Source organism: Rhodanobacter sp. C03, from assembly GCF_002001175.1.
In the GTDB taxonomy this organism is placed as follows: domain Bacteria; phylum Pseudomonadota; class Gammaproteobacteria; order Xanthomonadales; family Rhodanobacteraceae; genus Rhodanobacter.
This window is the reverse complement of the sequence record NZ_MUNT01000007.1, coordinates 54226-75560: the sequence shown is the minus strand read 5'-3', so window position 1 is coordinate 75560 and position 21335 is coordinate 54226. Positions and strand designations below refer to the sequence as shown.

Here is a 21335-nt window from a genome sequence, read left to right as displayed (position 1 = left end):
GGATTTAACGCAGAGCTGCGCAAAAATGGCAAGTTATTGCGATTGTGTTAGATATTGCGACACGACTCATTACGCAAGGATCACCGCATGCGTCTTCCCGGCCGATTGCTGGCGCTGCTTGCGCTGCTCACTACCTGCACCTTCGGCGTGGCCAGCCCGGTGCCATCGCCACCCGCAGCAGACGCATCGGCGGACTCACGTCCGCAGGCGTATCAGGACCGGAATTTCGACTATTTCGTGACGGGAGACCCACGCTTGCCGCGCGCCGCGCACACCGAAACCGGCTTCGCCCTGATGGGTGGCGGCGGCAGTGTCGATGCGGCCTTCGAGTTCATTGCCCGCCGTGCCGGCGGCGGCCATATCGTGATACTGCGCGCCGACGACAGCTTCGATCCGCACAATGGTAACTACGGCGAGCAGTTCGCCACCCAGTGGGGGCCGGTGGTATCGGCCGAAACCATTGTGTTCCACAACCGGCAGGCGTCATTCGATCCGCGCGTGCTGGCGGCGCTGCGTGGCGCCGACGGGATTTTCCTCGCCGGCGGCGATCAGGCGCACTACATCAACTACTGGAAAGGCACGCCGGTGCAGGACGCATTGAACGAGCATGTGCGTCTGCATCGCCCGATCGGCGGCAGCAGCGCCGGCCTGGCAATCCTGGGCCACTACAGCTACACCGCGCTCGCTGGCGGCAGCATGGAATCCAGCGCGGCGCTGGCCGATCCCTACAACGCCGAGATGTCACTCGAAAGCGACTTCCTGCACTACCCGCAGCTGGCCCATGTCGTCATCGACACCCACTTCTCGCGGCGCAGCCGGCTCGGACGCCTGATCACCTTCGTCGCCCGCTTCAACCAGGAGTTTCCGGCCGGACGAATCTTCGGTGTCGGCATCGATGAACATACCGCGCTGCTGGTGGACCAAGACGGCAGCGGACGGATTGCACCGGGCTCGCTGGGCAGTGCATGGCTGGTACTGCCGCAGCGCCCGGCAACCACCCTGACCGCCGGGCAGCCGCTGTCGATCGACGATGTCCGAATCGTGCGCGTCGACGCGGCCGGCAGCGTCAACCTGCTGACCGGCAACGTGGAGCACCCCACGGCCGAGACCACGATCTCCATCCATCGCGGCAAGCCCACGCGGGCTTCACCAGTTTCCCCCATCATGCAGCGCAAGCTGGTGCCGCCGAATGAAGGCTGAGTGCCGGCATGCCGGATGAGGCTTGCATTCAACCCATGAAAAAAGGCCCACATCGCTGTGGGCCTTTTGGTCTTTCTGGTGCCGGCACCCGGATTCGAACTGGGGACCTACTGATTACAAATCAGTTGCTCTACCAACTGAGCTATGCCGGCGAAGGTCGGGGATTCTAGCAGGCTCGGCCGTGCATGCTCAAAAACAGCCGGTGCTGTGCGAGCCGATCCCGCTGGCGTGGATGCGGCTGCGCCAGTCGAAATGGCTGCCGTCGGCCACCACCAGGTCGAGCCAGTATTCGGGCACGCTTTCGCCGCGCTCGCTCATGCGGGCGGGAAAGCCGGCGGCAATCACCTCGTCGCGGCGCTTGCGCGCATTGGCCGGATCCTTGAATACGCCCAGCGAAATCGCATTGGGCTGATCGCCGGAACTGACCACGAAGTAATCGCCGATATTGTGCGCACCGAGCTGCCGCGCCTGCTCCAGCGCCTGCGCGCGACTGCCGGCGGCCGGCAGATACACCCACCAGCCGCTGGTCTGGCTGGTCTGCTCCTGGCGCGAACGCAGCCGTGTGGCTTGCGTGGTCAACGCCTGCCGCGCCGTGCGCAGGTCCTGCGGGGTGGCGAACGGACCCAGTGCGAGGCAGCTGTAGCTGATGGCCGCTGGCGTGGCGGTCGCCGACGACGACGCAGGAATGGGAGCCTGGGTCGAAGCAGCCGGTGTCGGCAGCTCCGACAGCAGGCGCAGTTCCGTCACGCCGGGATCGGTGGGGTTGCCACCGCGGGCATACGGCTGGCCCAGCAGCAGCCACGCACCTACCGCGATATTGAGCGCACTCAGGAGTACAAACAGCAGACGCAGAAACATCGAACCCCCAGCACCGACAGCAACCGCCATTCTATCCGGCGGAAGCTGCCACCATCTGCGTATCCGCCCACAGCGCCAGACCGCGCAGTACGCCATCACGGCTAAGCTGTGCCGGCAGCGACAGCAGCGGCAGCAGGGTCGCCGCGTCGCCACCGTCCAGCAGCAGCATGGGTGAGCCGCCCATTCGCGGGGCCATGCGTGTGGCGAAGCGTTCGATCAGTGCGGCCGCCGCCTGCCAGCAGCCCGAGGTCACCGCGTCGGCGGTGTTGTCGGCCAGTTCCAGAATCTCGCCGGGCCGCTGCGGCCGTACCCGCACGGTCGCACCCAGCAGGGATTGCTGCATCAGCTGTGGCCCCGGTGCGATCAGCCCGCCAAGATGCTGGCCGTCCGCGGTCAGGGCATCAAGTGTGAGCGCCGTCCCCACGCCCGCCAGAACGCACGGCGCAGCCCCGTTGGCGTGCGCCGCCAGCATCGCCAGAAAGCGATCCACGCCGAGTCGCTGCGGCTCGGCATAGGCATTGCGCACACCGCAGGCGCTGGCCGGCGTGTGCAGCCAGTGCGGCAGGCGGTCGAACAGCCGGCTCACACTGGCGCTTACCTGTGCTTCGCGCTCGCTGTCGACCACGGAGGCAGCGACCACCATCACAGGTCGCGGCAAACCAGCCCACGCCACGTCGAGCGCCGCGGCGACATCGGTCTGCCAATCCACCGCAGCTTGTGCCAGCCACGCCCCGGGCTGTGCCTGCAGTGCCCATTTCAGCCGGGTGTTGCCCAGATCGAGCAGCAGCTTCATGCGCGGCGCACCGTGACATCCGCACTGTCGACCTGGCGCAGGCTGCCGTCGGCCAGGCGCACCTGCAGGGCGCCGCGGGCATCCACGCCGGCACCGATGCCATCGAACGCGCCGAGCGCACCGCTCAGCTGCAACAGCTGGCCGCGCAGCAGATCGTGCCGCGCATACTCGGTGACGAAGGCGGCGAAACCGTCACGCTCGAATTGCTGCAGGCCTTCCACCAGGGCTGCGATCAGTGCCGCCGCCACACGATTGCGATCCGGCGGCGTGCCGCCCGCCAGCGTGGCCAGATCACAAGCCGGCTGCCCGGCCTGCGCATGCAGCGCTGGTGTCAGTCGCAGGTTGAGGCCGATGCCGATGATCGCCGCGCACGGCCCCTGATATTCACCGCTCAGCTCGACCAGGATGCCGCCGAGTTTGCCCGTCGCCGGGTGCGCGTCAGCGCCGGCCAGCAAATCATTCGGCCATTTCAGGCCGGCTCCGCGGATGCCGAGCGACTCCAGCGCGCGCAGCACGATCACGCCGATTGCCAGCGACAATCCGCTCAGGGCAGCGAAACCCGATTCGAAGCGCTTGAGGCAGGACAGATACAGATTCAGCCCCGGCGGCGACAACCACGTGCGTCCACGCCGGCCACGTCCGGCGCTCTGGGTTTCCGCCAGCAGCACGCCGAGATCTTTTGCCGAAAGCCCACGTCGCTGCAGTTCGCTGGACGTCGAATCCAGTTCCCAATGCACCTCCAGTGCGCCCAGCTGGCGTGCCAAGGATGCCGGCAACGCGGTGCGAATCTGCTGCGCATCCAGCATCTGCAGCGGCCACGGCAGCCGGTAACCGGCCGCCCCGCGCGCCTCGATCGGCACGCCGCGAGCGCGCAGAACCTCAACCTGCTTCCAGATCGCCGCGCGGGTCACCCCGGCCTGCTCGGCAAGGCCGGCACCGGAGAGCGGCTCACCCGCGGCAAGCATGGCCAACAGCTGCGCCGGCTGCATCAGCCGTTCCAGCTCGCCGGAGCAGTATCCGGCCAGCGGCGGCAAGGAGCGAAGAAGCGGTTCTGGCTGGGCATGTGCGAATTCTAGCCCGGCCGACGCGACGCGCGGCATCCGGCGAGATTGCCGACGTGGTGGCGACCGCGACGGCAGCACTGGCAGCGCCACGATGTTTCTGCGACGATCCGGGTCTTCGCTTGCGGGTCAGGGAGTTTGATCGCCATGCGCGCCACCCATTGGCTTATCGGTTGTGCCTTGTGCATTGTCGGGATCGGCAGTGCTGCCGCGGCGAATCTGGACACCCAGGAGCAGGACAGTGCCCAGCACACGGCTACCGACAACAGCAGTTCGCGTGACGCCAACAACACCGGCGGCGATGCGCTGGGGCTGAGCCGCGATACGCCATCGCACAGCACGGGCAGCGACGGCTCCGGCAACACCTCCAGCAACGGCAACGATCGCTCCAGCGGTGCGCCCTCCACACCGGCGCGCGCGCGCCAGCCGCATCTGGGCTGGCAATCGCTGCTACCCGGATCCATCCAGTAGCGCCAGGCATCATGCTGGGTCGTTGGTGGCCCTCACTGTGGGCCCGTCTCGAACCCGCACCGATTGCCGACCCGCTGTGGCGGCGTGCACTGGCCGCTTGCCCACTCGCACGTCGACTGGATCCCGAGCGACAACACCAGCTGCGTCGGCTCGCTGCGCTGTTCCTCGCCCGCAAACGCTTCCATGCACTGGCCGGTGCCGTGCTGGACGACTACTGGCGGCTGCTGATCGCCATGCAGGCCTGTCTGCCGGCGCTGCAACAGGGTGCCGCCAGCCTGCGCGGCTGGCGCGAGGTGCTGATCTACCCGGGCGAGTTCAAGGTGCGCCGCAGTCATCACGATGACCGCACCGGTGTCGTCACCGAGGGCGACGAGGTACTGATCGGTGAGGCATGGGAACGCGGCCCGCTGGTGCTGTCGCTGGCCGATGTGCAACTGGACCTGGAGCAGCCGTGGGATGGCTACAACGTGGTCGTGCACGAGATGGCACACAAGCTGGACATGCTCGACGGACCGCCCGATGGCGTACCACCGCTGGTGGACATTCCGCGACGACGCTGGATCAGGCAATTCCAGCTCGCCTACGATCGTCTGCTCAGTATGCCCGCGGACAGTCACGACAGCCCGATCGATCACCATGCGACGGAAAGCGCCGGCGAATATTTCGCCGTGGTCAGCGAACTGCACTATTCGCAACCCGCGCTGCTGCGCCAGGCCGAGCCCGCGGTCGCCGGATTGCTGGAAGCGTTCTACGGTCGCTCGCCGGCCGAAGGCCGCGAGCCGCCCGGATTCTGCCGGCCGCGCTGAACGTCCGAATAAAGCGGCTCAGCTCGCTGCGAGGCTCACGCTGAAGCGGGCACCACCGAACTCCGGTGAGCGATCGACCACCAGCTCGCCCTGATAGGCATGCACGATGTCCTGCACGATCGACAGCCCGATGCCGTGGCCCTGCACCCGTTCGTCGCCACGCACGCCTCGCTGCAGCACCTTTTCGATCTTCTCCTCGGCGATGCCCGGACCATCGTCCTCCACGCTCAACCACAGGCCTGGCCGCTGTCGCCCAGCCTGCGGCTGCATCTTCACCACCAGCAGGACACGGTGGCCGCACCACTTGAATGCGTTTTCCAGCAGGTTGCCCATCAACTCCAGCAGATCGCCCTGCTCGCCGTAGAACACCGCGCCATCCTCGATATCGAATTCGCACAGCACATTCTTGACGGCATAGACCTTCTCCAGACTCTGCACCAGATCCTCGGCATGGCCGGCGATCGGTACCGCGCTGGCGAAGGTGCGGCGGCCGGTGGTGGCGGCACGCGACAGCTGGTAGGCGACCAGTTCATCCATCCGCCGCACCTGGGCAAGCACACTGCCACCCAAGCTCGGCTCACCACCCGCGGTCGACTCCAGCTGCGAACGGATCACTGCCAGCGGCGTCTTCAAGCTGTGCGCCAGATCGGCCAGGGTATGCCGGTAGCGGGTGCGCTGTTCGCGCTCGTTGTTGATGAAGGCATTGATGCGTTCGGTCAGCCCGGTCAGTTCCAGCGGATACTGGCTGTCCAGCAATTCGCTGTCGCCGTGTTCGACCCGGCTCATGTCGCTGGCCACCTTGCGCAGCGGCGTCAGGCTCCAGCGCAGCAGCAGCAGTTGCAGCACGATCAGCATCACGCCGAGGATCGACAGCCAGATCACCAGGGCGTGGCGGAACGCCGCATTCGCACCTTCGAACTGCTCCTCGGTCTGCGCCACCGTCATGGTGAGCGGCACCGACTTGCCCTTCTCATCGGTATCGAGCGCGACGCCGTAGCTGTAGTAGTACAGCCGCCCCATGCGCGTATCGATCGGGCCGACGAACAGGCTCTGCCCCGGCTCCAGCGCTTTCAGGAAGCTGAAGTCGCGGCCGATCGCCGACGAGGACTCCCAGTGATAGCCGTGCTCACCCACGGCCACCGCATACAGCCCGGAACCGGGCCGCGAAAAATTCGGATCGGGCAAGGTGTCGGACGAGGGTGACAACAGCTTGCCGTAGCGGTTGACGTCGGTATTGGTGATGTAGGCGAGGGCGAAATTCTGCAGGCGGTCATGCAGCGCGCTCAAGGCGCGCTCCTTGTTCGCCTGCGACAGGGTCAGCCCGACCAGACCGAGAAAGCCGGCCAGCACGAAGCCGGTAGCGATCGCCGCGCGGGCCGCCAGTGACAGCGGCCGGCGCGGCGATTCCGGCTCATTCGTCGTCGCCGTCGGTGCGCGGGATGGCAAAGCGGTATCCGCGTCCACGTACCGTCTCGATGGGTTTGAGGGTGCCTTCCGGATCGAGCTTGCGCCGCAGCCGGCCGATGAACACTTCGAGCACGTTGGAGTCGCGGTCGAAATCCTGCTGGTAGATGTGCTCGGTGAGGTCGGCCTTGGAGACCAGTTCGCCCGCGTGCAGCATCAGGTATTCCAGCACCTTGTATTCGTAGCTGGTCAGGTCGACCAGCTTGCCTTCCACTGTCACCGTCTGCGCGGTGGTATCCAGCTTGATCATGCCGCAGGCCAGGATCGGCTTCGACCAGCCACTGGCACGACGTACCAGTGCGTTGATGCGCGCCAGCAGCTCCTCGACGTGGAACGGCTTGACCAGGTAGTCGTCGGCGCCGTACTTCAGCCCCTCGACCTTGTCCTGCCAGCTGCCGCGCGCGGTCAGGATCAGGATCGGATAGCGCTGGCCGGCCTCGCGCAGCGCCTTGACCAGATCCATGCCGGACATCTTGGGCAGGCCCAGGTCGATGATCGCCAGGTCGAACGGCACCTCGCGGCCGAGGTAGATGCCCTCCTCGCCATCCTGCGCCGCATCGACCGCAAAACCGTCCCGCTTCAGGCGTGCCGCCAGCGTCTCGCGCAACGGCGCCTCGTCCTCCACCAACAGGATGCGCATCAGTGTTTCTCCTTGCTGCCCGGATTCTTGCCGGGCGGATTCTTGGTTGAAGGTGTCGAAACCGGATTCTTGCTCGCCTCGGAGGAAACTGCCATCTCCCGCACGTGCCCGTCCGGCGTAAGTACCTTGATGCGGTATTCCTGCCGATGCCCGATCCCACGCTGCTTGGCCGACAACACCTTGCCGCCGGTCTCGTGCTGCACCTTGAGCACCGCCTGATCCAGCGTCAGCGCAGGCGCCGCCGACTGCGCCGAAGCAGCCAACGCCGCACCCAGCAGCAGACATACCAGCAGAACCAGGATGAAGTTTTTGTGCGTCGTCATGCGTGAAAATCCCGCCCGGCACTGGCCGGTGCGTCCAGCGTAGGCAATCAGGGCTGAATACTGACCGGATGGCCGCCAGCTGTCACGCCGCCACCGGGCAGGGCGCCAGTGCCTGTTCGAGCAAGTCCCAGACGGCCCCGGGCAGATGTGCGCCCTCGCTGAGCGTGCGCCGGAACGCGCGCGCGCCCGGCTCGCCCTGATACAACCCCAGCACGTGCCGCGTGATGTGCTTGAGCGCGGTACCACGCGCCAGCTCGGCCTCGATATACGGTCGCATATGCCACAGCACGCTCGCGCGCACCGGCAGCGGCTCGCCGTACAACGCCGCCTCGACCTGCGCCAGCAGATACGGATCGTGATACGCCGCGCGGCCCAGCATCACGCCATCCAGCTGGGCCAGGTGCACCTGCACCTGCTCGACCGTGGTGATGCCACCGTTGATCACCACCACCAGCTGCGGGAACTCGCGCTTGAGCCGGTACACCCGCTCGTAGTCCAGCGGCGGGATCTCGCGGTTCTCCTTCGGCGACAAGCCTTTCAACCAGGCCTTGCGCGCATGCACCACCAGCACCTCGACGCCGGCTTCCAGCATGGTCTCGGTGAAGTGCTGCAGGCCGGCGTAGTCGTCCTGGTCATCCACGCCGATGCGGCATTTCACCGTCACCGGCACGCTGACCGCGTCGCGCATCGCCTTCATGCAGTCGCCGACCAGCGCCGGCTCGCGCATCAGGCAGGCGCCAAAACGGCCCGACTGCACCCGATCGGATGGGCAACCCACGTTGAGGTTGATCTCGTCGTAACCAGCCTCGGCGCCGAAGCGTGCCGCCTGTGCCAGCTCGTGCGGATCGCTGCCACCCAGCTGCAGGGCGACCGGATGCTCCTGCTGGCTGTGTTCGAGCAGTCGCAGCTGCTTGCCCCGCACCAGTGCCGCACTGGTCACCATCTCGGTATACAGCCGCGCACGCGGCGACAGCAGGCGATGGAAGTAGCGGCAGTGCCGATCGGTCCAGTCCATCATCGGAGCGACGCACAGACGCCAGTCGTCTGCAGAGAGAGCGCTGGTTCGTGGAGAAAGCGGGTTGGACATGCCGTCATTGTAGTGGCTGGCAGCCTTCGACTCGCCTTGGGGTAGCCGGCACAGGCGTCGCGCGGCCTGCTCGCGTATCCTTGTGCACTGTCGCCGAGCTCATCCCGGCGCTCGCAAGGCGCCGCAGCAATGCCGCCATCCGGCGTCCCCGACCTGCCGGATGGACAGGCACACAGTTCCCGATATCCGATACGGCAATCACACGAGACAACCCACCATGGTGGCATTCGCGACCGAGCACGTGATCGACGTGCAGCACTGGAACGACACACTCTTCAGCTTCCGCACCACACGCGACCCCGGCTTCCGCTTCGACAGTGGGCAGTTCGTGATGATCGGGCTGGAGACGGACGGACGTCCGCTGATGCGCGCGTATTCGATCGCCAGCGCAAGCTGGGAAGAGCACCTCGAATTTTTCTCGATCAAGGTCGCCAACGGTCCGCTCACCTCACGCCTGCAGCATCTGCAGCCAGGCGATCCGCTGATCGTCACGCGCAAGCCCACCGGCACCCTGGTGCTGAATGACTTGAAGCCTGGGCGGCATCTGTACCTGCTCGGCACCGGCACCGGGCTCGCTCCGTTCATGAGCATCATCCGCGATCCGGATACCTACGAACGCTTCGACAAGATCGTGCTGGCGCATGGGGTGCGTCATATCAACGACCTCGCCTACGCGCATTACCTCGAACACGAACTGCCGCAGCACGAATACCTCGGCGAGCTGGTGCGCGAGAAGCTGATCTACTACCTCACGGTGACACGCGAGCCGTTCCGCAACCGCGGCCGCATCACCGACGCGATCGTCGATGGCGTGATGAGCGAGACCACCGGCCTGCCGCCGCTGAACCCCGAGAGCGACCGCGTGATGCTGTGCGGCAGCCCGGTGATGCTGGACGACCTGTGCTCCCTGCTCGACGGTCGTGGCTTCCACGCCTCGCCGCGCACGCGCGAACCGGGTGATTACGTGATCGAGCGGGCCTTCGTGGAGAAGTAGCACAAGGGCGAGAAGTGAGTGGAGAGGAGTGAGCAGTGAGAGAGAAGCTGCTTGCTGATGCTCTTCCACTCGATCCTCACCCCTCTCCACTCATTTCTGCTCCAATGCCGACACCACCGCTCCGGGTCCGACATGATGGACATCGCCTTGTACGTGCTCGCCGCGCTGCTGATCGTCGGCGGCCTGGCCGGCGCCGTGCTGCCGTCGCTGCCGGGCATTCCGATGATCTTCGGCGGCATCTGGCTGGTCGCCGCGGTAGATGGCTACCGGCATCTGGGGCTGTGGTGGCTGCTGATCATCGGCGTGCTGGGCGCCATCGGGGTGATAGTCGATTTCGTGGCGAGCACGCTCGGTGCCAAACGCGTCGGCGCCAGCAAGCTGGCCTTGTGGGGCGCCACGCTAGGCACCTTGGCCGGGATGTTCTTCGGTATCCCTGGCCTGCTGTTCGGGCCCTTCCTCGGCGCGCTCGCCGGCGAACTGGCCTCCGGCACCAGCATGCTGCGTTCGGCCCATGTCGGCATCGGCACCTGGCTCGGCCTGCTGTTCGGCACCCTGATCAAGCTGGTGCTTTCGTTCGTGATGGTCGGCCTGTTCGGCGTGGCCATGCTGCTCGGCGGAGCCGCGTCAGCGACGTGAGCTGGATCGGGTTGCGGACGCTGCGTGGGCCGCGCTCTTCGCCAGCCATCCGGCGAATTGCGCAGTATCGCGACATACCGCCACCGGCACGATGATGTAATGCCGGCTCGGCGCCGCGCCCGGTTTCGCGATCAGCCGTGAGGCACCCTTGAGCTGCAGCAAGGCCAACTGATCGGCCGGTGCCAGCTTCAGGGCCAGCCCGGCGATCGTCAGCCATGCACACGGCTGTTCATCGAGATACGCCATCAGACCGCCGAACATCGGCTTGAAACGCAGGTCGTGCGGCTTGCCCAGATGGGTCGCCGCATCCTCGAGTTCGCGGCGCATGCGCTCCAGCGCAGCGGGCACGCTCACGTCCGTGCTTCGGGGATCACGTACAACAGCACGGCAAGGTAGTGCAGCGTGCTGCCGGTCAGCACGAACACATGCCACAACGCGTGGTGATATGGCAGCCGCCGCCACAGGTAGAACGGCACGCCTAGCGTGTAGGCCACGCCACCGCCGATCAACAGCCACATGCCGCCGGCCTGCAGGTGCGCACTGAGCGGCTTGAACGCGATCATGCCGATCCAGCCCATGCCGATGTACAGCAACACCGCCAACCTGTGATAACGCTTGAGCAGGCCCAGCTCCAGTGCGCTGCCGGCCACGGCCAGCGTCCACACGGCCGCGAACAGGCTCCAGCCCCACGGACTTGGAAGCGCGATCAGGGTGAACGGCGTATAGGTGCCGGCGATCAGCAGGTAGATCGCGATGTGATCGAACGCGCGCAACGCCGGCTTCGCGGCGGCCACGGAAATCGAGTGGTACAGCGTGGATGCGGTGTAAAGCAGCACCAGCGAGGTGCCGAACACCGCGCAGGCGATCACCGCCAGCGCATCGCCGTGCAACGCCGCAAAAGCCACCAGGGTGGCCAGCCCGGCAATGCTGAGCACGATGCCGATGCCGTGGATGACACTGCTGGCCAGCTCGTCGCCGAAACTGTAGTGCGGGATCGCCGCACCGGATGTGGCGGACATGGGTGACTCCTGGCGGGACGGGGACGCCATGCAGCGTCCAGCTACCTTACCCGGCGCCCCGGCGCTTGCCTATCGTGATACATCCGCTGCAGGTCAGCCGGCATCGTTACTGCTCGATGATGAACGCGCCGAACGCCACGCCGAGATTCCAGCCTTCGCCCTTGCCGCTGAGTGCCAGCGAGACATTCCCCTTGGTCAGCACCTGCGCCGTGGCCGCATTGTCCTGCGTGCCGGCATGCGCCTCGGCATTGGCGTAATGACCCAGCACGTCATGCACGTCGCTGATCCCGCTGAATTTGCCGATGCCGTCGCTGATTTGGGTCTTGCCGAAGGTGAGGCCGCCACCCTTGGTGCGCAGTTTTACCTGCAGGCTCTGACCGTTGCTGCAGCGAACCGTACCGCTGCCGCTGGCGGTCTTGTAGAACACCGACCAGCCCGACAGCTGGAAGCTCATCTTGCAGGAAAGATCGCCGGCCCGGGCCGGCGAACCCGCCAGCAGCCCGGCACACGCCAGTCCCGCCAGCGTTGCCCATTTGATCAGATTCATCCGTCGCCACTCCGACCCAGTCGGCCCGTTGCTGCTGCCTGATTGTTGCAGGCCACGCCCGACGATGGGCAGGAGCCGGTGTTAAATCCTCCTTCACCTGAATTGCACATCGATCCTATGCGCGTGCGCCGAAGCTTGTGCATGCGGATGAAACATCCATCCCCCTGTCATCCGCGTTCTGCCCCGCCTCTCCGCGGGGCTTTTTTTGCACAGGGGAATCGCTTTCCAGCCTCCCCGGTATCAAAACGGGCATCGCGACCCGCTGAAATGGCCGTCCAGCCGTCCACTTGCGCCATGACGCGCGACAGGCATACGCTGCAGTCGCGGCCGCACGATCCCCCTGCCTGTGTGCAGCGTGACGACCGCAACATCCCAAACTGCCGTCAGGAGGTCGCTTATGTCGTCCGCAAGCCTGGCTGTTGCTCATCGCCCCCATCCCAACCCTGCACGCATCGCCGCGCTCAGTACCGCGATCGCACTCAACCTTACCGTCCTCATGATCGCCTCGCGGCCGATCACTCCAGCGCAGCTGGTACTGGTCCGGCAGCTGGCGCCGGTGCCGTTGATCCACTTGATCGATCCCCCTGCGGTGCCGCCACCACCGCCAGCAGTCGAACTGAAACCGCTGCCGAAGCCACCAACCCTGCCACAGACGCATCTGCGACCGCTGCCGCTGAGCGCACCGCCGCTGGTGGTCCCCAGCGCCGACGGACAGATCGCCGCGCCACCGGTCAGCGCGCCGACCCTGGCGCCCGCCAGCGCCGTGCCCGGCACCACTGCGGTGACTGCCGCACCGGTCGAGGCCAGCCTGGCCTATCGCGCGGCGCCGCTGCAGTTTCCAGTCCAGGCCTTGCGCCAGCGCATGCAGGGCACCGTTCTGCTACGCGTGTTGGTGGATGAAACCGGCAAACCGGTGGATGTCCAGGTGGAACACGGCAGCGGCTATGCCCTGCTCGATCGCAGTGCGCGTGAGCAGGTGCTGGCCGGCTGGCGCTTCCAACCGGCGGTGGTGAACGGCCGGGCGGTGCGCGCGTGGGCACGCGTGCCGGTGAGCTTCGCCTTGCGTTCGGAGTAGATAAAGCGGAAGGCCCGGCCGGCGATACATGCCGACCGGGCCCTTCCACGGCAACTGTGATGCCCGAATCCGTGTGCTGTACGTCCATCTTCGACGACGTTCGGCGACTGCGCGCGCGGCCGCCCTGAACCACCACCATGAAAGCAATCCAGAGCCGCCGGCGCGGTCCCAGCATGGATGCCACGCGCGCCCGGCGCATGGTGCAGAAGTCATGGCAAAAGGCCGCCACCGGCTTACGCGTCTTTAACGACTCGCATGCTCCACTGACAGCCAGTTACCCTGTCGAGCTTCATGCATGGGCAAGCACAGCCGCACCCTGAAAACCCTGCGCAACATCGCGCTCGAATACAGCAGCAGCGGACAACCGGATCTGGCCTCGATGGCACGAGAGCTCGGCCGCGTGGTGCACCAGAATGCCCCGACCCTGGCCAATCGCCTGGCTCCCTTGCGTGCGCGCCAGCGCGGCTTTGAGCGTTGGTTGCTGGCCGAGCGCAGCAAACCCGCACTCAGCGTGCTGGTGATGGCGTGGCCACCGAATCACCTCACCCCGGTGCATGACCATGCCGGCCTGTGGGGCTTGGAAGTGACGCTCGCCGGCGCGCTGGAAGTGCAGTCCTACGCACGCGACCCCACCTCGGGCGACCTGCGCATGCTGGGCCGCGACTGGCTCGGTCCGGGCGATGGCACCTGGTTCGAGGGCGACGAAAACCACGTCCATCGCTGCCGCAACCTGTCACAACACGATACCGCGCTGACCCTGCACGTCTACGGTGGTGAGCTGGCCCAATTCTTCGCCTACGAGCAGGTTGAGTCTTCCGGTCGCTGGATCGCGCAGCCACAGCACAGCAGGATCACCGGCCGCCTGCGCGGTTGACCGCACGCCACCACACGCACAGGGAATTCCATGTTTCGACGGGTCGCCATCATCGGCGGCGGTGCCGCGGCAGCTACTTTGCTCGGCGAACTGCTTGAGCGCCAGCCACCGCAGCCACTGCATCTGGACTGGTACACCGGCGGTGCCGAAATGCCGGCGCGTGGCGTCGCTTATGGCACCGGTTCGGAGCGCCATCTGCTGAATGTGCGCGCCGCGTCGATGAGCATGTTCGCCGGTAAACCGCGCGGCTTTCTGGATTTCGTGCAGCGTGACGATCCATCGATCAGCGGCACCGATTTCCTGCCACGGCGCCGCTACGGCGATTATCTCGAGGCGGAAGTCGCCCGCGCGCTGCAACAGGGCAAGGCGCACGGGCATGACGTCAACATCATCCCGTTCAGCGTCGACGCCGTGGTACCGGAAAGCGACGGCGTCACCCTGATCCACGGCGACGAAAGCCATCGAGCCGATGCCGCCGTACTGGCGCTGGGCGCGTTGCCGCCGCAGCCACTCGGCGGGGTCAGCGCCGCCGCGCTGGACAGCGGGCGATATGTGGTGGATCCATGGCCGTTGCTGGCCAGCGCCGCCGAGTTCAATCCCCCACCGCGCAGGGTGGTGGTGATCGGGCTGGGCCTGACCGCGGTCGACGTGCTGCTGGAGCTGGCCGCGCAATGGCCGCAGACCGAGTTCACCGCGGTCTCCCGCCACGGCCTGCTGCCCGAGGCGCACCTGCACAAGGCCGTTGCGCCGGCCGATGACAGCGCCGAGCTGATCGATTCGATGCGCGACGCCCCGGAGATCCACCGCTGGCTGCACCTGCTGCGCGAGGCCTGCGCGCAAGAAACGGACTGGCGCCCTGTCATCGACAGCCTGCGCCCGCATACGTCCGGCTTGTGGCGCGAGCTGCCGCTGGAGCAACGCGCGCGTTTCCTGCGCCATGCGCGCTGGGCGTGGGAACGCGTCAGGCACCGCATGCCGCCGCAGATACTCACGTCGATCACCGCGCTGGAACAAAGCGGTCAGCTGCAACGTCAATCCGGCCGCCTGCAATCCGTGCAACTGGTCGACGATGCCCTGCAGCTCACCCTGAGCCACGCAGACAAGACGCGTACGCTGCACGCCGACCTGGTGATCCAGACCGTCGGCCTGGATACCGATGTGCGCCGCACCCGCCATCGATTGGTACGCCAGTTGCTGACCAACGCACACATCACCGCGGATCCGCTCGGTCTCGGTGCGCAGGCCGATGGCGCCGGCCGCCTGCTCCACGGCAACGCCAGCTGGCCGCGCCTGTTTGCCATCGGCAGCCTGTTGCGCGGTACGCTGTGGGAGTCCACTGCCATGCCGGAGATCCGCCAGCAGGCCCGCAACCTCGCCGATCAGCTCCTGGGCGACTAGCCGGCTTGCCTAGCCTGCCATGACCGTCAGCATGCTCACCGCCGGTATCGTGCTGCTGCACCTGCTGGGCATTGTCGCGGCGATGCATGCAGTGATGCACACGCGCACCCCGCAGGGCGCGATCGGCTGGGCGCTCGGCCTGTTGCTGCTGCCGTATGTCACCTTGCTGCCCTACCTGTACCTCGGTTCCAGTCGCTTCCTCGGCTATCGCAGCGGGCACAAGCTGCGGCCGGCCGCGCTGGCGCCGACCAGTACCAACGGACACGCGATCGATCCGGGCTGCGCCCGCTTCGCCGCGATCAGCGCGTTGCAGGGGCGACCGTTCCGCGGCGGCCACCGGCTGCGCCTGCTGATCGATGGCGTGGCTGCCTTCGATGCCATGCTGGCGGCGATGGCGGCGGCGGAAAATTATCTGCTGGTGCAGTTCTTCATCATCCACGACGACGAACTCGGCCGGCGCCTGCAGCAGCTGTTGCTGCAACGCGCGGCCGCCGGCGTGCGCGTCTGCGTGCTGTTCGACGGCATCGGCAGCCACGCGCTGCCGCAGCAGTACGTCGACACCCTGCGCGCCGGCGGCGTGGCGATTCACCGGTTCGCCACCCACCGCTGGCGCAACCGGTTCCAGCTGAATTTCCGCAACCACCGCAAGATCGTGGTGGTGGATGGCGTGTGCGCCTTCGTCGGCGGCCTCAACGTGGGCGACGAATACCTCGGCCTGAAGCCACCGCTGGCGCCATGGCGGGATACCCAGCTGGAACTGCGCGGGCCGGCGGTAGCCGATCTGCAACAGCGTTTTGCCGAAGATTGGCAGTGGATCACCGGCAGCCTGCCGCCGATGCTGGCGCCAGCACCCGGCACGGGCGAAGCCAGCGCGCTGATCGTGGCCAGCGGACCGGCCGACGAACTGGAAACCGGCTCGCTATTCTTCACCGCGACGATCAATGCCGCACGCGAACGCGTATGGCTGAGCACGCCGTACTTCGTGCCGGACCACTCGGTACGCGCCGCGCTGCAACTGGCGGTGCTGCGCGGGGTCGACGTACGCGTGCTGATTCCGGCGCGACCGGATCACCGCACCGTGTTTCTCGCTTCCACCCTCCACGCCTATCACGCCGTGCGCACCGGCATCCGCGTGTTCCGCTACCAGCCCGGCTTCCTGCACCAGAAGGCGCTACTGATCGACCACGACAGCGCCGCAATCGGCAGCATGAACCTGGACAGCCGTTCGTTCCGGCTCAATTTCGAGATCAGCGCACTGGTGGTCGACCCGGCGTTTGCCGGCGAGGTGGAGACGATGCTGACGACCGACTTCAGCCGCGCCCATGCCATCGACGAACGCGAATACCTCGACGCGCCCTACCTGCGCCGGGTGGCGATGCACGTGGCGCGGCTGTTCGATCCGCTGCTGTAGGCGATAATCTGCGCATACGCTGGCCGCACATCATGAACGGGAATACGCTGTAGGGAAGCATCCGCCGAGGAATCTCCGCATGCAACGACTGATCCTGCTGCTTTGCCTGCTGGTCGCCAGTGTGGTCTGCCACGCCAATGCATCGTCGCCCTTCGTCGAGCGTTCCGTGAGCCTGCACGGCAAGACCTATCGCTACCAGGTGTTCGTCCCGGACGGCTGGACGGCTAGACAGACATGGCCAGTCGTGCTGTTTCTGCACGGCAGCGGCGAGCGCGGCGACGACAATCAAAGTCAGCTAAGTCAGGGCCTCCCGCCGTGGCTGAAGGATCATGGCAAGGACTTCCGCGCGGTGGTGGTGATCCCGCAGGCACCGGACGACAGCGCATGGAACGGCGAGACCGCACAGATGGCGCTGAAGGCACTGGACGACAGCATCACGGCTTACCACGGCGATCGCCGCCGGCTCTATCTCACCGGCCTGTCGATGGGTGGCTACGGCGCATGGCAGATCGCGCTGGACCATCCGGGCATGTTCGCCGCCGCCGCGATCATCTGCGGCGGCATCGGCCATCCCGACGACGGTGATCCGCTGCACATTGAAGGCATCCCGGCCGGAGTGGCCGACCCGTATGCCTGGGTCGCCGCGCACATCGGCAAGCTGCCGGTATGGATCTTCAACGGCGCCATCGACGACGTGGTCCCGCCGGAGGAATCACACCGCATGCACGCGGCCTTGCAGGCGCGTGGCGACGACGTGCGCTACACCGAATTTCCCGGCGTCGGGCATGGCTCATGGCCGATGGCATATGCCACCACCGAACTGTGGCCATGGATGCTTTCGCATCGGCTTGGCAAGGTGCGTGCCGACCATTGACGGGCGCCCGGCCGCCCGTGTTCGCCTTCTGGAGCGATAGCTGATGGCTTAGCCTTCAGGGGTACTGCGCGGACTGACTGGGCTGTCCAATGCGACCATCGTGTCGCCAGGCAACGCATCCTTTTCAGCTACAAGGCTTTTGGATGAGCCTTTGGCAGGTTTCAGGTCCATGGGAATGGTGCGCGCTCCCAACGCAAATTGGATCGGAATACTGAGGTGTGTAGCCACCGGCTCGCCATCGACGATGATGGAATGTACTTTTGCTTTTTTGACCGCCGCGATCGCGTTGATTTCGAAGTCTTTGGCTGAAACTCCATCCGTCGTCAGCGCTTGTCCGAAGTGCACATCAGCCACACTGCCGTCTGCTTCGATCGTCGCCAGAACCGTGATTTTTGCCTCGGTTCTCTCCCGCACCATTGATCCAGGGTAAGCCGGATTGAGCATTTCGAAACGCGGCCCATTGCCGAGATAAACCACCTGCACATCAAAGTCACCGTTGCCCCGCGGCTGCGCTTTCAGTTCGATGGTTAGCCAGGTGGTCGTGATTACGGGCTTTCCTTGCACCCGTGCCGGATAAAAGCTCCAGCCCGCCAGCGTGCGTTGAACCAGGCTTGCATACGGCTCGTCCAACTTCTGCATGGGCGTGATATCGCCCAGATGGCCTTGCGCATCGACCTGCACCTGCACCTTGATCGGTGGCGTGGTGGCAACCTTGTCCTCCGCGCAGACCAGCGGCGGCAGCAACATCGCGACCAGCAGCACCCATGCTCTCAACGGCATCATATCGACCCCCTGTCGTATCGCCCGATAACTGCCGGTCACGATACCGCCATAACCGCTACTTGTGCTCGCTGGATCCTCGGCGCCGGCTCCCTTCGCACAGCACCCAGCCGATGTAGATGCCCACCGTCACACCCAGCAACTCGCACAGCACGCGCAGCCCCATGCTGTCCGGATCATGCACGAGCGCGAGTTTTGCCTTGAGCAGTTGCAGCGACTGCAGACGCGCGTAGTTGAAATAAAACAGATCCGACAGGTCGCCGCTCACCGTGAGTATCGTGGCCAGCAGAAACGACCAGCCGATCTGTGGACCGTAGCTCCAGCCGTTGCGCCGCCCCAGCCAGTGGAATAAGCCGAACAGCAGCAACCCCGCCAACGCGGAAATCACTCCGGCCTCGATGCCACCGACGATGCCGTAGCCCATCCAGTCCTGGTTGTAATGCATGGTGCCGCAGCTTCCGTCTGAGATTGCCCGGACATTATGCCTGCAGTCGCACGCGTGCCGACCGACGACGTGGCCGCGCTAGACTCTCATGTCACCTGCCGCTTGAACTCCTCGCATGAGCCAGCTCATTTCTCCCCGTGCCGCCCTGATCGTCGTCGACGTGCAGCCGGACTTCATGCCTTGCGGTGCCTTGGCCTGCCATGAGGGCGATGCGATCGTGCCAAGCATCGACCGGTTGCTGCGCTCGCGCGTCTTTCGCCATGTCGTGGCGACCCAGGACTGGCATCCGCGCGGGCATGTCTCATTCGCCAGCTCGCATCCAGGCCGTGCCCCGTTCGAACAGATCGACCTGTACGGCCAGTCGCAAACGCTGTGGCCGGATCACTGCGTACAGGGCACGCCCGGTGCCGAGCTGCATCCGGCCATCGACTGGTCGCCGCTGGATGCGGTGCTCCGCAAGGGTAGCGATCCCGGCGTGGATTCCTATAGCGGCTTTCGCGAGAACCACGGGCCGGCTGGCGCGCGCCCCAGTACCGGGCTGGCCGGCTGGCTGCGCGAGCGCGGCGTGGATGAAGTCTTCGTCTGTGGATTGGCGCGCGACGTCTGCGTGCTGTGGACCGCGCAGGATGCCGTCGAACTCGGCTTTCGCGCCCATCTGCCATGGGATCTCAGCCGCCCGGTGACGCCGGATACGGATGCGGCGACCCGCGTCGCGCTGCTTGCGCAGGGCATCGCGATTACCGAAGCAAGTGAACTGCGGCGCGAGTGAAGCGACTGGTCATCCGGGCCTGAGTATTCCGTGCGATCGAACCTCGGCAATCGACCACAACTGCGGCAGCCGGATCGCGAACAGTCCGGCGCTGCGCGTGCGGCGATCCAGCTTCAGCAGTTCCTTGTCCTTGCTGAGCAGCCAGCGCGCCCCCGACGCCAGCGCCAGTTCCAGAAATTTCTGGTCGTCCGGATCGGCGCAACGCGGCAGCGGAAGATCGTCCTCACCCAGCGTCGATGCCTCGGGCGGCAGTAGCTGGATCAACTTGTCGAAAGCATCGCGCAACCCCGGACGTTGCCGATCGTCGATCGGCAGTTGCGGGTAGTGCAGCACCCGCTGCCATTCCTCGCGACAGTCGTCGCGTGTCACCGCCTGCACCGCCCCGCTGCGCAGTGCCGCCAGCACGTGTGAGCAAAGCGAATCGTCGAACACGAACAAGTCCAGACACACATTGGTGTCCAGCACGATGCGCGGCACCGGATGATCAAGGCGACTCATCGCAGCAACACCGGATAACGCCCTCGCATGAGTGCCGTCGTTCCCATCAGGCGTCGTTTTCGGACGACGCACTCACCTGTGCATCGCCATCCGCATCGATCCGGATGCTCAGCGTGATCGGTCGGCAACAGACCTGGCAGTCCTCGATGTAGTGCTGGTCGCCGGCCGAGGCATCGACCAGGATCTCGATGGCTTCGCCGCAATACGGACACGCGATATCGAAGGGCGTAAGCATGAGTGCATTACCGGGACAGGGGTAGCGCAGCTTGCCACAGACTGGCTACGCCGGATGCCGGGGGACGCGCGCTACAATCGTCGTGCCCTGCCGCCCCCAGCGTGGGCGGCATCCATCCTTGCGAAGAACTCCAGGCAGATGCTGCACTTCCTGAATCGACCACGGATCATCGACATCGGCGGGCGACCGTTCGTCAGCCAGGGGCTGTCGCGGCGCATCTGGGATGACGTCTATCATCGCGCGCTGATCATAAGCTGGCCGGCTTTCTTCAGTCTGGCCGCGGCGGCTTTCCTGCTGCTCAATACTCTTTTTGCCGGGTTCTATCAGCTCGGCACGCAACCCATCGCGAACCAGTATCCGCATGGCTTTGCCGGCGCGTTCTTCTTCAGCGTGGAGACCCTGGCCACGGTCGGTTACGGCGACATGCATCCGCAGACCGTCTACGCGCATATCGTGGCCACGGTGGAAATCTTCACCGGCATGGCGTGCATCGCGGTGGTTACCGGACTGATCTTTTCGCGCTTCTCGCGCCCGCGCGCGAAGATCATCTTCACCGACCATCCGATCGTGCGCATGATCGACGGCAAGCAGACCTTGATGGTTCGCGCGGCCAACACCCGACAAAACGTGATCGCCGAAGCCTCCGCCCAATTGCATCTGCTGCGTCTGGAAACTTCGCCGGAGGGTTTCAAGCTACGCAAGATCCACGACCTGCAACTGGTACGCGATCGCCATCCAATCTTCGTGCTGAGCTGGAGCCTGATGCATGTGATCGACGAAAACAGCCCGCTCTATGGCGAAACGCCGGAAACCCTGGAGAGTACCCAGTCCGCCTTCCTGCTGAGCCTCGAAGGCATCGACGAGACGACCTCGCAATCCATGCTGGCGCGCCAGCGATGGAGTCATCAGGATCTGCGCTGGAACCATCGCTACACCGATCTCGTCCACGTCGACGATGCCGGCATCAATATCATCGACTACAGCGTCTTTCATGAAGTGCTGCCACTGGACACGGACGAAAGCCCGTCCGGCTGATGCTGCGTCATGCTTGCCAGGCGATACACTGTGCCTTCCCTC

At 65.6% G+C, this 21335-nt stretch carries 26 protein-coding genes and 1 tRNA gene; 12 read left to right on the top strand and 15 right to left on the bottom strand.

The annotated features are described in order from the left end of the window. Positions 1–87: 87 nt before the first annotated feature. Positions 88–1200, top strand: coding sequence for a cyanophycinase (locus B0E48_RS12645; RefSeq protein ID WP_077518509.1), 1113 nt, complete (start codon positions 88–90; stop codon positions 1198–1200). Between the two features lie 76 nt (positions 1201–1276). Here the strand turns inward: B0E48_RS12645 and B0E48_RS12640 are convergent. The 4 genes from B0E48_RS12640 to B0E48_RS12625 all read right to left on the bottom strand — a co-directional run bounded on the left by B0E48_RS12640 (position 1277) and on the right by B0E48_RS12625 (position 3840). Beyond that, positions 1277–1352: transfer RNA gene (locus B0E48_RS12640), tRNA-Thr, on the bottom strand. A gap of 37 nt (positions 1353–1389) precedes the next feature. Then, positions 1390–2058 carry an SPOR domain-containing protein gene (locus B0E48_RS12635; protein ID WP_077518677.1) on the bottom strand — a complete coding sequence of 223 codons (669 nt, stop codon included), beginning with the start codon at positions 2056–2058 and terminating at the stop codon, positions 1390–1392. 31 nt (positions 2059–2089) lie between these two features. Continuing rightward, positions 2090–2851, bottom strand: a complete 762-nt coding sequence (locus tag B0E48_RS12630) for a type III pantothenate kinase (RefSeq protein WP_077518508.1) — start codon at positions 2849–2851, stop codon at positions 2090–2092. After that, positions 2848–3840: a biotin--[acetyl-CoA-carboxylase] ligase gene (locus B0E48_RS12625; protein ID WP_077518676.1), complete on the bottom strand. Its 993-nt coding sequence runs from the start codon at positions 3838–3840 to the stop codon at positions 2848–2850. Before B0E48_RS12625 ends, B0E48_RS12630 begins: the two co-directional genes overlap by 4 nt. A gap of 219 nt (positions 3841–4059) precedes the next feature. Here B0E48_RS12625 and B0E48_RS12620 point away from each other — a divergent pair, with 219 nt between their 5' ends. Together B0E48_RS12620 and B0E48_RS12615 are read left to right on the top strand one after the other, a co-directional pair. Beyond that, positions 4060–4383 carry a hypothetical protein gene (locus tag B0E48_RS12620; protein WP_077518675.1) on the top strand — a complete coding sequence of 108 codons (324 nt, stop codon included), beginning with the start codon at positions 4060–4062 and terminating at the stop codon, positions 4381–4383. Between the two features lie 11 nt (positions 4384–4394). Next, positions 4395–5189: a M90 family metallopeptidase gene (locus B0E48_RS12615; RefSeq protein WP_077518507.1), complete on the top strand. Its 795-nt coding sequence runs from the start codon at positions 4395–4397 to the stop codon at positions 5187–5189. An 18-nt stretch (positions 5190–5207) separates the two neighbouring features. On the opposite strand, the gene B0E48_RS12610 is transcribed toward B0E48_RS12615, so the two are convergent. From B0E48_RS12610 to dusA, 4 genes are all read right to left on the bottom strand, one after another. Then, positions 5208–6635 carry an ATP-binding protein gene (locus tag B0E48_RS12610; protein ID WP_077518506.1) on the bottom strand — a complete coding sequence of 476 codons (1428 nt, stop codon included), beginning with the start codon at positions 6633–6635 and terminating at the stop codon, positions 5208–5210. Beyond that, a complete protein-coding gene (locus B0E48_RS12605; protein WP_077439428.1) occupies positions 6601–7293 on the bottom strand; it encodes a response regulator transcription factor in 693 nt (230 codons plus the stop codon). The genes B0E48_RS12610 and B0E48_RS12605 overlap by 35 nt, the downstream gene beginning before the upstream one ends. Continuing rightward, positions 7293–7616, bottom strand: a complete 324-nt coding sequence (locus B0E48_RS12600; RefSeq protein WP_077518505.1) for a hypothetical protein — start codon at positions 7614–7616, stop codon at positions 7293–7295. Before B0E48_RS12600 ends, B0E48_RS12605 begins: the two co-directional genes overlap by 1 nt. 82 nt (positions 7617–7698) lie before the next feature. Beyond that, positions 7699–8703 carry a tRNA dihydrouridine(20/20a) synthase DusA gene (dusA, locus tag B0E48_RS12595; RefSeq protein WP_077518504.1) on the bottom strand — a complete coding sequence of 335 codons (1005 nt, stop codon included), beginning with the start codon at positions 8701–8703 and terminating at the stop codon, positions 7699–7701. 217 nt (positions 8704–8920) lie between these two features. Between dusA and B0E48_RS12590 the strand changes: the two genes are divergently transcribed. Both B0E48_RS12590 and B0E48_RS12585 read left to right on the top strand, forming a co-directional pair. Beyond that, the gene (locus tag B0E48_RS12590; protein WP_077518503.1) at positions 8921–9697 is read left to right on the top strand and encodes a ferredoxin--NADP reductase; all 777 of its coding nucleotides are present in this window, start codon (positions 8921–8923) and stop codon (positions 9695–9697) included. Between the two features lie 135 nt (positions 9698–9832). Further along, entirely contained in the window at positions 9833–10333 is a 501-nt protein-coding gene (locus B0E48_RS12585) for a DUF456 domain-containing protein (RefSeq protein WP_077518674.1), read from the top strand. Here the strand turns inward: B0E48_RS12585 and B0E48_RS12580 are convergent. The 3 genes from B0E48_RS12580 to B0E48_RS12570 all read right to left on the bottom strand — a co-directional run bounded on the left by B0E48_RS12580 (position 10322) and on the right by B0E48_RS12570 (position 11899). Further along, positions 10322–10687 (bottom strand): TfoX/Sxy family protein, encoded by a 366-nt coding sequence (locus B0E48_RS12580; RefSeq protein ID WP_077518502.1) that lies wholly within the window; start codon positions 10685–10687, stop codon positions 10322–10324. The genes B0E48_RS12585 and B0E48_RS12580 overlap by 12 nt on opposite strands. Continuing rightward, the gene (locus B0E48_RS12575) at positions 10684–11352 is read right to left on the bottom strand and encodes a hemolysin III family protein (protein ID WP_077518501.1); all 669 of its coding nucleotides are present in this window, start codon (positions 11350–11352) and stop codon (positions 10684–10686) included. Before B0E48_RS12575 ends, B0E48_RS12580 begins: the two co-directional genes overlap by 4 nt. Before the next feature lie 106 nt (positions 11353–11458). Beyond that, the gene (locus B0E48_RS12570) at positions 11459–11899 is read right to left on the bottom strand and encodes a hypothetical protein (RefSeq protein WP_139350281.1); all 441 of its coding nucleotides are present in this window, start codon (positions 11897–11899) and stop codon (positions 11459–11461) included. Positions 11900–12296: 397 nt separating this feature from the next. Between B0E48_RS12570 and B0E48_RS12565 the strand changes: the two genes are divergently transcribed. From B0E48_RS12565 to B0E48_RS12545, 5 genes are all read left to right on the top strand, one after another. Beyond that, positions 12297–12974: an energy transducer TonB gene (locus B0E48_RS12565; RefSeq protein ID WP_077518500.1), complete on the top strand. Its 678-nt coding sequence runs from the start codon at positions 12297–12299 to the stop codon at positions 12972–12974. 295 nt (positions 12975–13269) lie between these two features. Next, positions 13270–13848: a cysteine dioxygenase family protein gene (locus tag B0E48_RS12560; RefSeq protein WP_077518499.1), complete on the top strand. Its 579-nt coding sequence runs from the start codon at positions 13270–13272 to the stop codon at positions 13846–13848. 30 nt (positions 13849–13878) lie between these two features. After that, positions 13879–15246, top strand: a complete 1368-nt coding sequence (locus tag B0E48_RS12555; RefSeq protein WP_077518498.1) for an FAD/NAD(P)-binding protein — start codon at positions 13879–13881, stop codon at positions 15244–15246. Between the two features lie 31 nt (positions 15247–15277). Continuing rightward, positions 15278–16657 carry a cardiolipin synthase gene (gene cls / locus B0E48_RS12550; protein WP_254423958.1) on the top strand — a complete coding sequence of 460 codons (1380 nt, stop codon included), beginning with the start codon at positions 15278–15280 and terminating at the stop codon, positions 16655–16657. 79 nt (positions 16658–16736) lie between these two features. Next, positions 16737–17531 (top strand): prolyl oligopeptidase family serine peptidase, encoded by a 795-nt coding sequence (locus B0E48_RS12545; protein WP_077518496.1) that lies wholly within the window; start codon positions 16737–16739, stop codon positions 17529–17531. 48 nt (positions 17532–17579) lie between these two features. Here the strand turns inward: B0E48_RS12545 and B0E48_RS12540 are convergent, their stop codons facing one another. Both B0E48_RS12540 and B0E48_RS12535 read right to left on the bottom strand, forming a co-directional pair. Then, a complete protein-coding gene (locus B0E48_RS12540; RefSeq protein ID WP_077518495.1) occupies positions 17580–18314 on the bottom strand; it encodes an energy transducer TonB in 735 nt (244 codons plus the stop codon). Between the two features lie 55 nt (positions 18315–18369). After that, entirely contained in the window at positions 18370–18756 is a 387-nt protein-coding gene (locus tag B0E48_RS12535; protein WP_077518494.1) for a hypothetical protein, read from the bottom strand. A gap of 115 nt (positions 18757–18871) precedes the next feature. Here B0E48_RS12535 and B0E48_RS12530 point away from each other — a divergent pair, with 115 nt between their 5' ends. Next, positions 18872–19525, top strand: a complete 654-nt coding sequence (locus tag B0E48_RS12530) for a nicotinamidase (RefSeq protein WP_077518493.1) — start codon at positions 18872–18874, stop codon at positions 19523–19525. Positions 19526–19534: 9 nt separating this feature from the next. On the opposite strand, the gene B0E48_RS12525 is transcribed toward B0E48_RS12530, so the two are convergent. Then, complete coding sequence (locus tag B0E48_RS12525; protein WP_077518492.1) at positions 19535–20023, bottom strand: putative toxin-antitoxin system toxin component, PIN family; 489 nt, start codon at positions 20021–20023, stop codon at positions 19535–19537. Positions 20024–20069: 46 nt separating this feature from the next. Then, positions 20070–20258, bottom strand: a complete 189-nt coding sequence (locus B0E48_RS12520; RefSeq protein ID WP_077518491.1) for a CPXCG motif-containing cysteine-rich protein — start codon at positions 20256–20258, stop codon at positions 20070–20072. Between the two features lie 138 nt (positions 20259–20396). Here B0E48_RS12520 and B0E48_RS12515 point away from each other — a divergent pair, with 138 nt between their 5' ends. Further along, positions 20397–21293: an ion channel gene (locus B0E48_RS12515; RefSeq protein WP_077518490.1), complete on the top strand. Its 897-nt coding sequence runs from the start codon at positions 20397–20399 to the stop codon at positions 21291–21293. Positions 21294–21335: the final 42 nt, after the last annotated feature.